This window comes from Actinomadura sp. HBU206391 (assembly GCF_014323665.1).
GTDB lineage: Bacteria > Actinomycetota > Actinomycetes > Streptosporangiales > Streptosporangiaceae > Actinomadura_C.
This window is the reverse complement of record NZ_JABVEB010000046.1, coordinates 26,530-40,697: the sequence shown is the minus strand read 5'-3', so window position 1 is coordinate 40,697 and position 14,168 is coordinate 26,530. Positions and strand designations below refer to the sequence as shown.

Genomic DNA, 14,168 nt, shown 5'->3' with positions numbered 1-14,168 from the left:
AGGACCCGCCGTGGACGAGGCACAGGCAAGCGGCCATGTGTGGCGTGAGGGCGTCCGGCACCGGCCCACCGTCGAGCAGGACCGGGATGCCCTGGCGCGTCTCATCGAGTTCGACGCCGACCCGTTCAAGGTCCAGCTGTACGAGTGGGCATCAGACCCTCAGGCCCTGCGCACCGACAGAGCCCAACGCTCCCGCGCAGGGCAGTACGCGCGGCACGTCAGGAGGCTGAAAGACCGCGCGAAGCACGCGCAGGTTGACGGTAACGCTGACGGCAACGTCCACTCACCACTGACGACCAACGGCACACGCCTGGCACCGCCGACCTCGGCACGTTCCCCACGACCAGGGATGCCGCTACTTCTGAAGAGCGGAAGGTCGGCGGTGGTTGCGTCCACGGAGGTGGTGTACGAGTTTCGCTGATGAGAGGAAGCGCGGGACGACGGCAGACGGGAAGCTCAGGGCTGGGGCGAGTCGCAGCCCCTGCAAGGCCAGCTACCTGGTCAAGAGCATCGCCGCCCTGCAAACCACCGAACCGATTAAGCCACCCGCGGATGAAAGAGGCTCACTGGTCGGGTGCACGGAATCGGGATCAATTTAAGGTGTCACTGAGCCATCAATTCTGGGGGTTCGGGTCAGGCGTCGGCAGACTGCCTCGCCCGTTTGTACTTGGCCAGCTGGATCCACGCCCCGGCGAGCGTAGAGAGGGCTCCAACCGCGACGACGATGACGTAGATGTTAAGGAGTTCACCATCTAGCTGGTCGGGCATGCGCACGATATGGGGCGTGCGTGGATTATAGACAACGTCAAAAGTGTCGCCCGCTTTCGTATCGCCTGGCAGGGAGCTATCGCCCAGCACGATCTTGCCGTTCCACGGCCCCTGGTTGGTGTCGTAGCTGATGTGGACGACGTCTGCACTTCTACCGGTCCCACGAACGACGTCCGTCACCGTGGCTTCGCTTGGCCGGCCATCCCTGCGGAGCTCGCGCAGCGTTCCGTACTCTCTGATGGTCATTGAACCGACCACCACGATGATCAGAACGCCAAAAACGAGCATCGCCGCGCCCGCGGAGAGTTGATACCGCATCAAAACCTCCTGGTCCGCGCCTTTCAGCTGGGTCGCCGTCGTAAGCACCGTCACTACGACGCGGCGCGCGCGAACGCAGTGCAGCCTAGCCCCTCTCCCCAGCCAGATGAGGCAAATGCAACGATTGATCGACTTAACCAACCTTTCGGAGCCAGCCGGTCAGGCGACCGCGCTCACTGGAGTAGACATTTTCGCGAACACTCTGGGCTGAGTAGAGCCAGCGCAGAGCGCCGCTGGTCATCGCCGATCTTGGATAAGTTTGCCCAAGCTACAGCAGGCACCTGGCGACGAAGATCCGGGATATTTGCGGGATGGCTCGCAACGGGGTCGACGACGAAGCGGGTTCCCGTGCAGGTCGGCAGGGGAGCGAGCGCCAAATCAGTCACACACTGTAAAACCGTCGGCTCAGCCTACGTTGGTTCGAACCCAACACCCGCCACATCACGTGGAACGGCCCCTGACCTGGGGATACCAGGCCAGGGGCCGATCTTGTATGTCATGATCGTTCCCGGCTGCTCCTGGCGTTTGCCGGGTACCTGTGGAAACGGCGTGGAACGCCCCAGGCGCCACGCTGGCGTCCTTCTCGGTCAATCAGGCGCTAAGACCGACCGGTAAATGGATCACTTGAAGCGTCGGGTGGTGGGTCGGCCGTCCCAGCGATAGCGGCTGTGTGCTTGGCGGATCAGCATGCGGAGCGTGACGAGAGCGGCGGCGAGGTAGAGGTAGAAGTCCACGACCTTGCTGCTTCGCTCGGTGCAGCGCTGGAGCTTGCCGTCGTCGTTCATCCACGCGTGGGTCCGCTCGATCGGCCAGCGTCGACTGGGCCCGGATCGGGGCGGGCACGCCCTTGCGGGCAATGTCCGGACATGAATCCCAACTCGGCTATCAGCGCGCGGGACTTGCTGTTGTCGTAGCCCCGGTCGGGGTTGACGGTGTCCGGCAACACGCCGACCTGTTCCTTCGCGGCGTCCAGAGTGGGTCCGAGCAGCGGCGAGTCGTGTCGGTTGGCGCCGGCGGAGACGATGCCGAGCGGGACGCCGCTGGCCCTGGCGGTTACAGGGCGGTGGTGGTCTCTTTCAGGATGCTGGCAAGTGCGCTGTAGTCGACGGTTTGTCCTTCTTTGATGTCGGCGGCTTTGCGTTCGCCGTTGCCCAATGCCCGAAGGAAACCTTTGACCGCCGGGATGTTTGTTGCGTTGAACACCATGAACGTGACCTTGTCCTTGGCCACCGCGATGACAGCTGCGTAGTGGCCGTTCTTGAGGTAGTGCGGCTTGCCGTACTGGAGTCGCTCCTCGGCCTCTGGAATGGTCTGGGAGACCATCGCACGTAGTTTTTCGCACACATCGATCTGCCATGGCTGTGTCTTGTTGATGTACTGGGTGACCTCGTCATTCATGGTGTTCTCCTTCACGTCGTTGCCAAAGATGATGGTCTATGTCTGGACCGATGTATGTCGGCTGGCTGGGGTTCGCCGTAGGTAACGAACTGATTTTCATTTCTGTAAGTGGAAAGTGTTTCGTCGGGACATGGGCGGCTTGTGTCAGGGGCGGGTGGGGCGGTAGGTCAGGGCGACGACGCCCGATGTGAACGTGGTGCTGTCGAGGAGTTCGAGGGTGCCGGCGCTCTGGGGGCGGAAGAGGGCCTCGCCGCCGCCTTTGATGACGGGGTAGATCCAGACTTTGTACTCGTCCAGGAGCCCGTGCTGGGCCAGATCGTCGGTGAGTCGGCCATTGCCCCAGATGAGGATGTCCTTGCCGTCCTCGGATTTCAGCGCGGTCACGGCTTCGATGAGCTTGTCGCCCGAGATGATGTGGGAGTTGTCCCAGTCGGCCGGCTTTTCGAGGGTCGAGGACACGGCGTACTTGGCGATGCTGTTGACGTGGTCGGCGTAGGGGTTGCCGCCCATGGCCGGCCATGCCTGGGCCATGCCTTCGTAGGTGAGGCGGCCGAGCAGAAGCGCGTCGCAGCCGAGCGTGAGGTTCAGGGCGTAGGCCATGGCGTCTTCGCTGTTGTGCTGCATGGACCACAGGTGCGGGTCGTCGATGAACCCATCGAGGGTGGCGTATGTCGAAGCGATGATCTTGCGCATTGCGGGCTTCCTCGTCTTGTGGCCGTGGCGATCAACTGACGAGAACTGTATAGTCAAGCATCGTGATAGTCAAGCTTCGTGACTAAGTTGGAGGGCTCATGGGTGACGACCGGCCGGAACCGGACCTGGGCATGCTGACGGGCACGTTCATGCGTGCCGTTCAAGACGAGCTGTTCGAGACCCTGGCCGAACAGGGACATCCGCACGTGCGGCCACGCCACGGTTCGGTGCTGGCCTTCCTGGACCGCGACGGGGCCCGGGCGACCGAGTTGTCCCAGCGATCGGGCCAGCACAAGCAGATCGTCGGCACCATCGTCGACGAACTCGTCCAACTCGGTTACGTCTCACGAGAGCCCGATCCCCGAGACCGCCGAGCCAAACTCGTCATCCCCACCGCCCACGGCCTCGACGAGATCACACGAGCCCGCGCCATCCTTGCGGCGATTGAGCACCGCCACGAACAGGCACTCGGCACAGAGGAATACACCAACTTCAAGACGGCGCTACAGCGGATCACGCACCTGCAGCGGCAGTGGCGCGACGTCCGCAGGGCGCAACCCAAGGAATAGAAATCCAGCGGCTCACGCCACACCGGCGCGGGACCGATGCACGACCGGAACGTCACCGCCCCGCCGCGCCGTCGGAATGACCCTGGAACTGCCGGCCGCACATAGCCTCTGGAGTCATGTGGCTCTGGCAGCTGGTCCTGGCCGTCGGGTTCGGCATCGGCTCGGCCGTCGTACCGGTGCTGAACGCCGAGGCGTACGTCCTCGGTGCTGGGGTGTCCGGCAAGTTGGACCCGGTGGCCGCGGCGCTCGGCGTCTCGTTGGGACAGACGATCGGCAAGCTGGCCATGTTCCTCGCCGTCCGGTACCGGCCCGGGTACGCGGCCCGCACGACAAAAGAGCCGAAGCCGGTCAACCTGGACACCCGGTGGGGCCGCTTCGTCCATTGGAACCGCGGGGTCAGCAAGCGGCTGCTGGACGCGATGAGCGACCGCAGGTGGGGAGTCCCCGTGACCCTGCTGAGTGCCTCGGTCGGGATACCGCCGCTCTACGGGGTCGCCCTGATCGGCGGGACGAGCCGGATGGGCTGGCTCGCCTTCAGTCTCTCGGTTCTGGCCGGCCGGGCGGCTCGGTTCGTTCTGCTCGCGCTCGGCGTCGGCCTGTTCTGAACCGGAGCGCGGCGAGTTTGCCGCCGACGGTGAGAACGCTGTCCTGCATGTGGTTCCTAAACCGGCCAGTGCAGCGATCCGAAGAGGTTGCAGCGCACTTCGCGATTTTGCTCACTGATCCAGTAGGAACACGTCACGACCAGGCCGTCGCCGTGCAGCGTGTTGGGGATTGGGGCGAACCAGAGGTTGTCGAACCCAGGTTCGCGACGGGCCCCCCGGTAAGGGTCGGTGTGACGGCCCAGGATCCAGTCCGCCACGATCAGCGTCAGATCACCTGGGGTTTCCGCGTCCTTCTCCCAGAGTTCGAAGCGTTCGAGGAAACCGACGAGTGTCCAGCCCGTCCCGCCGCTAGCCACGGCCTGCCATTGCTCGAAGCCGGGCCAGGTCGTCGGCCTGGAGTGGATCCGCGAGGCGTTCCCTGGCGTCAGAGAGCCACTCGCTGACCTCTTCGGAGTCCAGCACGATATTGCTGCTGTCGCCCTCTGGCGCACCCTCTTGGCGGTAGTAATCCCGCATCCACTCGTGCTCGATCCGGACACTCTCTCCAGGGCGACGGTTCTCGTCGGCACGCTGCCAAGGCATCTCGTTGTGCGTCAGCGTTTCGAGATCGCGGCCAGTGAGGTTGCCGTACCGGCTGAGCACGTAGCCGATGGTGTTGAGTTCGGCCTCGTCGAGTGCCACGTTGCCCTCGCGAGTCTCGCCGATCTTGTCGGCGTGCCAGATAACTCCGACGACAGGCCCGTGGTCCCAGGCGGAGATGTTCTCCTTGAACAAGGGGCGCCCGTAGGAGGCCAGGTGGTGTGCCTGGCAGTAGTAGAGCAGCTTGTGCTTTTTGAGTGCTTGAAGATCGGGTAGCCGTTGACACAGCACGGCGGCCACGTCATGCGCCGATACCATCATGGCGTCAGGATAGAGGTCATCCCCCTTCCGTTGTAGACGCATCGCCGCTCCTCTCGTTGTTCGAACACTTGTTCAAGTATGGCTCTCTGATGTGACAAAACCGAGAACGATCTTCAGTGAGAGCCATACAGCCTGGCGTCGTGCTGCGGGCGACCTCGGTCGGGCTGCGCACCGGGACCGGACGGAACAGGCCACATGCCCGGCGCGCAGAAGCCGGGCGCGGGCCGCCCTTGGTAGACGTATACAAGGTCCTCATCCGCCGAGATGAACCGGCTGGGACGATCTTGAGGGGCCCCGCGCTCGCCTTGGAGGAGATCGCTGAAGCGAAGTTGCTCCAGGGCGATATCGACGCAGGGGCATTTCTGTAACTGATGGATGGAGTGCAGGGATCGTTCTTGTGAGTCCGAGTGTCACGCCGCTGCTATGAATCATGAGGCCGGGCAGGTTGGGCTGCGGTCTGTAAGCAGCTTGCTTGGCCTACGACGGCTTGGACTCAAGACCCGCCACGTCAGAGGAATTGTCAAGACATGTGGATGGGCTCATCCCGCTGCTCGCTGATCACCTCCCGTGTTGTCGGGTCGTTCGGCGAGATTTGGTTGCGGGTGAAGCGGTTGAGGACGTGCTGGTGATGGTGGTGGCGATCGCGGTGAATGTCGTCGGCGTGGTCGCTTGGGTGAGTGCGGCCAGGACGGCGGCGGCGGCCGGCGGGTCGGGTGGGTCGCCGTAGGTTGCGGCGTAGATCTGGCGGTGGAAACCGGTGAGTTCGGTGGCGTGGACGTCGGGTCGGCGGTGGGCTTGCAGCGCGAGGCCGGGCAGGGTGGTGACGCCGATGCCGGCGGCGACGAGGGCTTGCACGACGACGATGTCGTCGCTGTGTGAGGCGATGCGGGGGGTGAAGCCTTCATGCCGGCACACGGTGGTCAGCTCGTGCTGACACCGTTCGCAGCCGCCGATCCAGGCGGAGTGGCGATGGTCGGCGAGGCTGTCGTCGGGGCGTTGGCTGATGAGGTAGATCGGGTCGTCGCCGATGTGGACGAGGCGGAATCCCTCGTCCTCGCCTGGGGCGTCGGCGTAGCGGAAGACGAGTGCGACGTCGATTTCGCCGTGTCGCAGCATCTGTAGCGCTTCGACGGGGTGGCGGTCGAATAGGTCCAGCTGGAGTCCCGGGTGCGCCTGGGCCAACGAGGCGGCCGCCTTCGGCACGATCGTGCTCAGTGTGGATGCGTTGGCGGCCAGCCGGACCCGCCCCGCCTGCAGGCCGACCTGTGCCGCGAGCTCGTTGGCCGCCGCGTCGACCCGTCCGAGGATCTCGGCGGCCCGGTTGGCCAGCAGCTGCCCTTCCGGCGTCAATCGGATCCCGCGACCGATCCGCTGAACGAGTCTGACGCCGGTGGCCGCTTCCAGGCGGGACAGGTGGTGGCTCACCGACGGTTGGGAGTAGTGCAGGTCTCGTGCCGCTTCGGTCACCGAGCCGTGTCGGGCCACCGCGGCCAGAACCTTGAGGTGGACCAGGTTGAGCATTCATCAAGGATATCAATGTGAGCCATGTCGGATTGGCATTAGACGTCATATCATGCCTGCTCCATGCTGATGCTTGATAGGAGACCAACCGCGAAGACGACGGCAGGTCGCTACCAGGAGGACACAGCAATGACCACACGTATGGGCAGGGTGACGTGCGACCTCACGATCTCGGCCGACGGGTACTCGGCCGGGCTCAACCAGACCGAGCAGCGCCCGTTCGGCGACGACGGAGGCGACGGCTGGGGCGACAAGCTGCACGCCTGGTACGCCGAAACTCCCGAGGAGAACCGGGCCGAGATCGACCGGATGACGGCCGCCAGGGCATTCATCATGGGCCGCAACATGTTCGGCCCAGTGCGTGGCGAGTGGGATCGGCAGTGGAACGGCTGGTGGGGCGACAATCCGCCGTACCACGCCCCGGTCTTCGTACTCACCCACCACCCGCGCGATCCGCAGCCGATGGACGGCGGCACCACGTTCCACTTCGTCACCGACGGAATCGAATCCGCACTGACACGCGCGCGCGAAGCGGCCGGGGCCGGCGACATCTCCATCCATGGCGGCGCGACCACCGTCAACCAGTACCTCGCCGCCGGCCTGATCGACGAGGTGCGGCTGCACATCGTGCCGATGACGCTCGGCGCCGGCACGCGGCTCTTCGACGGCGTTCCGTCACTGAATCTCGAACAGGTGGAGTCGCGGGCGGCGAATTCGGTCACGCACGTGACCTATCGCGTGCTGTCCTGACCGGGAAGGCAGCGTCGACCACGACCACCGCGGGATTGCAGCCCGTGCAACCCCGCGTCAGTTGTCCCTAACACCGCATTGTCAGGCAAGGAAAGATCACCATGAAACCTGATGGCGCCCTGCAGACCTTCATCGACGACGTGGAACTCGTGGTCGGCACCACCGACGACGAGTACGAGATCACCAAGCGGGTCGCGGAGCGGTTGTCCGCTCTACTGGCCAGCGACTACCGGCTCCCACCTGAGGTCACACGGCCGTCGAACGAGCACCATGTCAACTACCCGCTCTACATCGCTCCCGACAACAGCTGGTCATTGGCGTCCGTCGTCTGGAACGTAGGTCAACGCACACCCGTGCACGGACACGAGACATGGGGCGTCGTCGGCATCTACTCGGGAGCCGAACACGAGCTCCGCTACGCCAAACCCACGGCCGCCGAGTCGGTCAGACCCCTCACGCCGGCCGGCGAGCACGTGTGGGAGCGCGGACAAGTCACCGTGTGTTGTACGACCGACGACGACGTCCACACCGTCGCAGCCGTCGGCAACGTACCCACCGTCGGGATCCACGTCTACGGAGCCAACATCGGCACCATCGAACGGCGGTTGTACGACCCGGCGACTGGAGCAGTCCGAAGGTTCGTCTCCGGCTGGAACGCCCCAGCAGTCGACGGCGGTCATCTTCAGCCATCGAGTGACCGGTAACTGCCCGCGCGAGCAATGACCTTCGCGTCGGCCTTGCCGAACTTGGCGCCGTAGGCCGCCTCGAACGCTTGTTGACCACTCGGAGGACATCGTCGTCCAGCCCGGTGTCGTCGGCGATGTACAGGGGTCTTCAGGGACAGGACGCTGACCCGCGTTGAACGCTTTGCCCCCTCGGTTGGCAATAGCTGGATGTAAGGCGATCCAGGTACGAGGAGGGTCATGACATCTGGTCCGGATGATGCGGAGTTGATCGCCCGGTCGCTCGACGGTGATGGGGATGCCTTCGTTGAGGTGGTCCGGCGTCACGAGGCAGCGGTGGGGGCCTACCTCGCGCGGCGGGTCGGCCGGGAACTGGCCGAGGACCTGCTCGGCGAGGTATGGGTGGCGGCGCTCGGATCCCGGGCGACCTACGATCGCTCGTTTCCTGACGCCGGCCCGTGGTTGTTCGGCGTGGCGCACAACACGCTCCGGCGGCATTGGCGATCCCGCCCGGCCGAGGAGTCGGTAGCGGACGTGACTGGCATGGCGTCCGGGTGGGACCCGTGGGCCGCTGTGGACGACCGCGTCGACGTCGAGTCGGTGCTGCGGCACGCCCTGGCGCTGCTCCGGCCGCAGCAGCGGGAGATCTTGACCCTGGTCGCCTGGGAGGACCTGACCGTCGCCGACGCGGGGCGGGCGATCGGGATACCGCCGGGGACAGCGCGCCGCCACCTGCATGAGGCGCGCAAGGCGCTGCGGAAGGCGCCGGGCATGGCCGCGCTGCTCACCGGTCACAACACGATAAAGGAGGCCAACTGATGGTTGATGAGATGGACCTGCTGAGGGGCCTGGGGGACGCCGAGTCGGTGCGGCCGCGCGCGTTCGAGGAGGCCAGGGTCGTGCTGCGGGTGGCGATGGCCGTAGAAGGGGCGCCGGAAACGAAAACCGCATCTCGCCGGCGGGCCTGGTGGGGCATGCGCCGCACGGTGGGCTTCAGCGCCGCTGCCCTGGTCGCCGCGACCGCGGCGGCGGCGCTGGTCGTCACGTCTGGATCGGCGCCCGGCAAGCCACCCGCGAAGGCGGCGCCGGCAACAGCGAACCCGATCCTGGCCAAGCTTGCCGCGGACGTCACGCCCCTGCCGGCCAAGGCGCCAGGCAACGCGACGCTGGAGATCCGCAACCAGTCGCCGACCAGTGACAAGCTGGGCAGCAACGGCATCGGCCTGTTCACCGACGACGGCACCTATTACTGGGGGAATGACAAGAGTGCCCTGCGGCGGGCCGTCGTCCGGAAGGACGGGGGCGAAGACATGTTCAAGCGCGACATAGCGGCGGCGCTCTTCGCCGTGAAGGGCGATATCGACACCGCGCGCGCACGGATGGCCGTTTCCAATCTCGCCCCGGGCACGAACCCGTCGGATGGGGAACGCGCCAAGATCGAAAAGCTCAAGGGCCTCGCCAAGGCGCGGGGCGAGAAGTACGTGCCGCCGAAGCCGCTGACCGCTGAGCAGCAGAAGGAGATCACTGACAACCACATCTGGACGAACTCCATCGACGCGCTGATCGCGGCGCCGGAGAATCCCCAGGTCCGGGCCGGCGTGCTCCGCATCATGGCGACGATGCCGAAGGTCAAGGTCACGAAGACCACCACCGCCGGACTGCCCACGCTTACGCTGGTGGACAGCTGGTCCGTTCCCGGGAGAATCGTGGAAACGCTGGTCATCAACGCCGGCACAGGCCAGCCTGTCGCCTTGTCCAGCAGCGGCTCGGACATGCGGCCCAGCACGACCTACTACCACAACTCCCGGGTGACGATTGCCGACATCGAAGCCGGCAAGTTCTGACCCGTTACCAGCGAGATCGGTGCGGGCCGCCCGCACGCCTGTATCGCAGTCAAAAGGGTCCTGCCGCGCCGCTCCGCTAGCGAGTAGAGCGTCTCTCCGGGGCAGGGCGGGGGCAGAGAGTAAGCGCCCAGACCGGTCAGGAATCGAGAAGCGCAGGTCGCGGAGCCGCGCCTAGCCTCATCGTCATGACTTCCTTCGAATCCGTCACCCTCGAGGTGGCCGACCTCGCGGCCGCCAACAGCTTCTACTCCACCGCCTTCGGTTTGGGCACTCAGGTGCGCCTGCGGGCCTCGGAGGCACCGACGACCGGCTTCCGCGGGTTCACGATGTCGCTCACGGTGTCCCAGCCCGCCACCGTCAAGGGCCTCATCGACGCCGCCCTCGACGCCGGCGCATCGCCTCTGAAGCCGGTCGCGAAGTCGTTCTGGGGCTACGGCGGGGTCGTACGAGCCCCGGACGGGACGATCTGGAAGGTCGCGACCTCGGCGAAGAAGGACACCGGCCCGGCCACCCGGCAGATCGACGAGATCGTGCTCCTGCTGGGGGCCGCGGACGTGGCCGCGAGCAAGCGGTTCTACATCGACCGCGGCCTCGCCGTGGCGAAGAGCTTCGGCCGCAAGTACGTCGAGTTCGCGACTCCGTCGAGTCCCGTCAAGCTGGCGCTCTACGGGCGCCGGGCCCTTGCAAAGGACGCGGGCGTCTCTCCCGACGGCACCGGATCGCACCGGCTCGTTTTCGGCAGCGAGGCCGGGCCCTTCACCGACCCGGACGGGTTCGCGTGGGAGACCGCATCCGAGACCGCATCGCTTTGAGCCGGGTGCGCGGCACGACCGCACCACAGCCTGGCGCGCCCGCACCGGCTTCTGCCGACCGCGGGCTCGGCCACGACACCGGGCTGCGCATCGCAGCGGCAACCTCGGCGGGTAACCCAGTTGCTCGCGGACATCGTTGAAAAGGAGTTCTCCCTTGTGTCACCCCTCGTGGGGCCGCGCACTCACCGCGGCGCAGCGCCAGAGCGACCTCGCGCGGTTGCGCCGCGTCCGCGACCGGATCGACCGGGAGTACGCGCAGCCGCTGGACGTCGAGGCGCTCGCCCGCGGAGTGCACATGTCGGCCGGGCACCTCAGCCGTCAGTTCCGGCTCGCCTACGGTGAGTCGCCGTACGCCTATCTGATGACACGGCGCATTGAACGTGCGATGGCGCTGCTGCGTCGTGGCGACCTCAGCGTCACCGAGGTCTGTTTCGCGGTCGGGTGCTCGTCGCTGGGCACCTTCAGCACCCGCTTCACCGAGCTGGTCGGTGTGGCGCCCAGCACCTACCGGCGCGAGGCGGCGCGGGCGACGGCGGGGATTCCGTCGTGTGTGGCGAAGCAGGTGACCAGGCCGATCAGGCACCGAGGAGCGCGAGCCGTGGAGCCGCAACTAGCCTGATTGTCATGGATATCACCATTCACACGAGCTCCCTTCCGCATGACGATCCGGACGCCTCCCTGGCCTTCTACCGCGACATTCTCGGCTTCGAGGTCCGGGGCGACGTCGGAAGCGGCAAGATGCGCTGGATCACGGTCGGCCCCGCCGACCAGCCCGGCACGTCCATCCTCCTGGCGCCGCCGGCCGCCGACCCTGGGATCACCGACGACGAGCGACGCACCATCGCCGAGATGATGGCCAAGGGCACCTACGGCTGGATCCTGCTGGCCACCGCCGACCTCAACGGCACCTTCGAGAAGGTGGAGGCCGGCGGAGCCGAGGTCGTCCAGGAGCCGACCGAGCAGCCGTACGGGGTTCGCGACTGCGCCTTCCGCGACCCCGCGGGCAACATGGTCCGCATCCAGGAGCTGCGCTGAGCCATCTGGTGATCGCAGACTCGGCTCACAGCTGAGACGAGTTTCGCTCGGATACTGCAACGGCCGATGGCGCGGCATCGCTGCTGCTTCCTCGGGTCCCTGTACTGCTTCGGGCGCGCTCGATGGCGCGTCGATCGCACGCCTCGGCTCCGGCCGGCCCATGGCACCACTCTGTTACGGCTCCCGGGTCTTTCTCGCGGGGCGAGGGCTTGATGTGAAGGTGATGGCGCGGTATGGCTGTGACATGACTGTGGTGATCACTGGGGCGACCGGGAATGTGGGCGGCAATGTGGTGGCCGGGCTGCTGGAGCGCGGGGTGCCGGTGCGGGTGACCAGCCGGGATCCGGGTGGGGCGGTGTTCCCGGCGGGTGTGGAGGTGGCGCGGGCGGATCTGACCGAGCCGGAGAGCCTGCGGGCGGCTTTGGTGGGAGCGGAGCGGGTGTTCCTGTACCCGCGCACGCAGGACCCGGACGCGCTGGTCGCGGTGCTGCCGGAGGCGGGGGTCGAACACGTGGTGCTGCTGTCGGCGTCTTCGGCGGCGGAGGAGGAGGACGCGGAGGACGACTTCAACAGGGGTGGCTACCTCAGGGGGATCGAGAGGCGTCTCGCCGCGTCAGGGCTGACGTACACGTTCCTGCGGCCGGACACGTTCGCCAGCAACGCCTCGGTCTGGCGGGACACCATCAAGGACAGTGGCACCGTCCCGCTGCCCTACCCGGACTCGGTGCAGGTGCCCATCCACGAGAAGGACATCGCCGATGTCGCCGTGGTGGCGCTGACCACCGACCGGCTGAACAACGCCGCGCCGGTGCTCACCGGGCCGGAGCGGATCACCCTGCGCGAGCAGGTGGCGGCCATCGGCGCCGCGATCGGGCGCGAACTGACCGTGGTGGAGCAGACCGAGGCCGAAGCCCGGGAGTTCTTCGCGCCGTTCCGGCCGCCGCGGTTCGTCGACGGCGTTCTCAGTGCCTTGCGGGCGTCGGTCGGCGCGACGCCCGAGATCTCTCCGGAGGTGGAGAAGATCACTGGCGATCCCGGCCGCACGTTCGCCCGGTGGGCCGTCGACCACGCCGATCTGTACCGGTAGCCGGCGGGGCGGGGCGGTCAGCCCGGGTTGCGAACGAGTGTCATTATCGCGTTGACGTGGCGAGTTCAAGGTCGATCTGGCCGGCATAAAGTCGCTGCCATGACCCGGTTGCCCGCTGACCCTACGGCCCTTCACCCGTTTCCCGACCAGCCGCGTGTGGTGCTGCTGAAGCCGCTGGTGACCTCCGAACTCATCGAGGTCGGGGAGTACTCCTACTACGACGACCCCGACGAGCCGACCGCGTTCGAGACCCGCAACGTGCTCTACCACTACGGGCCGGAGAAGCTGGTCATCGGCAAGTTCTGCGCGCTGGGCACCGGGGTCCGGTTCATCATGAACGGCGCCAACCACCGCATGGACGGCCCCTCCACCTTTCCCTTCCCCATCTTGGGCGGATCCTGGGCCGAACACTTCGACCTGCTCACCGACCTGCCCAGCCGAGGCGACACCATCGTCGGCAATGACGTGTGGTTCGGCTACAACACGATGGTGATGCCGGGCGTACGCATCGGACACGGCGCGATCATCGCCTCCGGTGCCGTGGTCGTCGAGGACGTCCCCGACTACGGAATCGTCGGCGGCAACCCGGCCGGACTGATCCGCACCCGCTACAACGAGGACGACATCGCCCGCCTTCTGGAGCTGGCCTGGTGGGACTGGCCGGTCGAGCACATCACCGAGCATCTCCGGGTGATCATGTCCGGCGCCATCGACGATCTCGAAGAGCTCGCACCGCGAGGACGACCTTCGTGAAACGCCCTGGGTAGGCACCGCCCCTTAAGCGAACGACGTGGACCTCACGAGCCTGAGATGCGTCGTGGCAATCCCATCGAAGAGCCGCTGGCCGCCTCCGGCGGCGACGGGGAACATCCAGAAGTGGTACTCATCCACCAGTTGGTGCTCCAGGAGTGTCCGGTCGAGTTCGCCGGTCCTGTACTTCAGGATGTTCCGACCGGGAAGCTCCTTCAGCCTCGCGATCTCCTTGGTGACGTCACCCTCGATGATCGTGGCATTCCACTCGGCATCCTTAAGGGTTCTGGAGGCGACGTACGACGGCCATTGCCGGCGAAGAGCGCCACTTTCACGTCAAAGGCGACTGAACATAAAAAAGCTCAGCAATCTGTACACTCGTCCGGCATGACGAAATCGCAGGTTGAGCTCGCAGGCGGTGCAAGCCGCCTCGTG

The 14,168-nt window shown here is 66.0% G+C and carries 19 protein-coding genes and 1 pseudogene; 12 read left to right on the top strand and 8 right to left on the bottom strand.

Features of this window, described 5'->3' with window-relative positions:
- Window positions 1-421, top strand: a 421-nt coding sequence (locus tag HKK72_RS39880) for a hypothetical protein (RefSeq protein WP_222720796.1), incomplete at its 5' end; no start/stop codon positions are given.
- Between the two features lie 212 nt (window positions 422-633).
- On the opposite strand, the gene HKK72_RS16850 is transcribed toward HKK72_RS39880, so the two are convergent.
- The 4 genes and pseudogenes from HKK72_RS16850 to HKK72_RS16835 form a co-directional block, all read right to left on the bottom strand.
- Window positions 634-1,086: a DUF3592 domain-containing protein gene (locus tag HKK72_RS16850; protein ID WP_187235323.1), complete on the bottom strand. Its 453-nt coding sequence runs from the start codon at window positions 1,084-1,086 to the stop codon at window positions 634-636.
- 620 nt (window positions 1,087-1,706) lie between these two features.
- A pseudogene (locus tag HKK72_RS16845) lies at window positions 1,707-2,149 on the bottom strand (transposase); the annotation flags it as partial.
- The gene (locus tag HKK72_RS16840) at window positions 2,140-2,484 is read right to left on the bottom strand and encodes a DUF1801 domain-containing protein (RefSeq protein ID WP_187235322.1); all 345 of its coding nucleotides are present in this window, start codon (window positions 2,482-2,484) and stop codon (window positions 2,140-2,142) included. The pseudogene HKK72_RS16845 and the gene HKK72_RS16840, both read right to left, overlap by 10 nt.
- Before the next feature lie 144 nt (window positions 2,485-2,628).
- The gene (locus HKK72_RS16835; RefSeq protein WP_187235321.1) at window positions 2,629-3,177 is read right to left on the bottom strand and encodes a dihydrofolate reductase family protein; all 549 of its coding nucleotides are present in this window, start codon (window positions 3,175-3,177) and stop codon (window positions 2,629-2,631) included.
- A gap of 98 nt (window positions 3,178-3,275) precedes the next feature.
- Here HKK72_RS16835 and HKK72_RS16830 point away from each other — a divergent pair, with 98 nt between their 5' ends.
- Window positions 3,276-3,746, top strand: a complete 471-nt coding sequence (locus HKK72_RS16830; protein ID WP_187235320.1) for a MarR family winged helix-turn-helix transcriptional regulator — start codon at window positions 3,276-3,278, stop codon at window positions 3,744-3,746.
- Window positions 3,747-3,862: 116 nt separating this feature from the next.
- Window positions 3,863-4,351, top strand: a complete 489-nt coding sequence (locus HKK72_RS16825; RefSeq protein ID WP_187235319.1) for a hypothetical protein — start codon at window positions 3,863-3,865, stop codon at window positions 4,349-4,351.
- A gap of 56 nt (window positions 4,352-4,407) precedes the next feature.
- On the opposite strand, the gene HKK72_RS16820 is transcribed toward HKK72_RS16825, so the two are convergent.
- From HKK72_RS16820 to HKK72_RS16810, 3 genes are all read right to left on the bottom strand, one after another.
- Window positions 4,408-4,707 carry a hypothetical protein gene (locus tag HKK72_RS16820; protein ID WP_187235318.1) on the bottom strand — a complete coding sequence of 100 codons (300 nt, stop codon included), beginning with the start codon at window positions 4,705-4,707 and terminating at the stop codon, window positions 4,408-4,410.
- Window positions 4,700-5,293 carry a Panacea domain-containing protein gene (locus HKK72_RS16815; protein ID WP_222720795.1) on the bottom strand — a complete coding sequence of 198 codons (594 nt, stop codon included), beginning with the start codon at window positions 5,291-5,293 and terminating at the stop codon, window positions 4,700-4,702. Before HKK72_RS16815 ends, HKK72_RS16820 begins: the two co-directional genes overlap by 8 nt.
- A gap of 516 nt (window positions 5,294-5,809) precedes the next feature.
- Entirely contained in the window at window positions 5,810-6,772 is a 963-nt protein-coding gene (locus HKK72_RS16810; RefSeq protein WP_187235317.1) for a LysR family transcriptional regulator, read from the bottom strand.
- Window positions 6,773-6,901: 129 nt separating this feature from the next.
- On the opposite strand from HKK72_RS16810, the gene HKK72_RS16805 reads away from it, so the two are divergent.
- The 9 genes from HKK72_RS16805 (at window position 6,902) to HKK72_RS16765 (ending at window position 13,736) form a co-directional block, all read left to right on the top strand.
- Window positions 6,902-7,522, top strand: coding sequence for a dihydrofolate reductase family protein (locus tag HKK72_RS16805; RefSeq protein ID WP_187235316.1), 621 nt, complete (start codon window positions 6,902-6,904; stop codon window positions 7,520-7,522).
- A gap of 101 nt (window positions 7,523-7,623) precedes the next feature.
- Window positions 7,624-8,226, top strand: coding sequence for a hypothetical protein (locus tag HKK72_RS16800; RefSeq protein ID WP_187235315.1), 603 nt, complete (start codon window positions 7,624-7,626; stop codon window positions 8,224-8,226).
- 219 nt (window positions 8,227-8,445) lie between these two features.
- Window positions 8,446-9,024 carry an RNA polymerase sigma factor gene (locus tag HKK72_RS16795; RefSeq protein ID WP_187235314.1) on the top strand — a complete coding sequence of 193 codons (579 nt, stop codon included), beginning with the start codon at window positions 8,446-8,448 and terminating at the stop codon, window positions 9,022-9,024.
- Window positions 9,024-10,049 carry a hypothetical protein gene (locus HKK72_RS16790; protein ID WP_187235313.1) on the top strand — a complete coding sequence of 342 codons (1,026 nt, stop codon included), beginning with the start codon at window positions 9,024-9,026 and terminating at the stop codon, window positions 10,047-10,049. Before HKK72_RS16795 ends, HKK72_RS16790 begins: the two co-directional genes overlap by 1 nt.
- A 185-nt stretch (window positions 10,050-10,234) precedes the next feature.
- Window positions 10,235-10,861: a glyoxalase gene (locus tag HKK72_RS16785; RefSeq protein ID WP_187235312.1), complete on the top strand. Its 627-nt coding sequence runs from the start codon at window positions 10,235-10,237 to the stop codon at window positions 10,859-10,861.
- A gap of 154 nt (window positions 10,862-11,015) precedes the next feature.
- Entirely contained in the window at window positions 11,016-11,480 is a 465-nt protein-coding gene (locus tag HKK72_RS16780) for a helix-turn-helix transcriptional regulator (RefSeq protein ID WP_187235311.1), read from the top strand.
- Between the two features lie 5 nt (window positions 11,481-11,485).
- Window positions 11,486-11,896, top strand: coding sequence for a VOC family protein (locus HKK72_RS16775; RefSeq protein ID WP_187235310.1), 411 nt, complete (start codon window positions 11,486-11,488; stop codon window positions 11,894-11,896).
- Between the two features lie 244 nt (window positions 11,897-12,140).
- A complete protein-coding gene (locus tag HKK72_RS16770) occupies window positions 12,141-12,983 on the top strand; it encodes an NAD(P)H-binding protein (RefSeq protein WP_187235309.1) in 843 nt (280 codons plus the stop codon).
- Between the two features lie 99 nt (window positions 12,984-13,082).
- Window positions 13,083-13,736 (top strand): CatB-related O-acetyltransferase, encoded by a 654-nt coding sequence (locus tag HKK72_RS16765; protein WP_187235308.1) that lies wholly within the window; start codon window positions 13,083-13,085, stop codon window positions 13,734-13,736.
- A 24-nt stretch (window positions 13,737-13,760) separates the two neighbouring features.
- On the opposite strand, the gene HKK72_RS16760 is transcribed toward HKK72_RS16765, so the two are convergent.
- The gene (locus HKK72_RS16760; protein ID WP_410050311.1) at window positions 13,761-13,928 is read right to left on the bottom strand and encodes a dihydrofolate reductase family protein; all 168 of its coding nucleotides are present in this window, start codon (window positions 13,926-13,928) and stop codon (window positions 13,761-13,763) included.
- Window positions 13,929-14,168 lie beyond the last annotated feature (240 nt).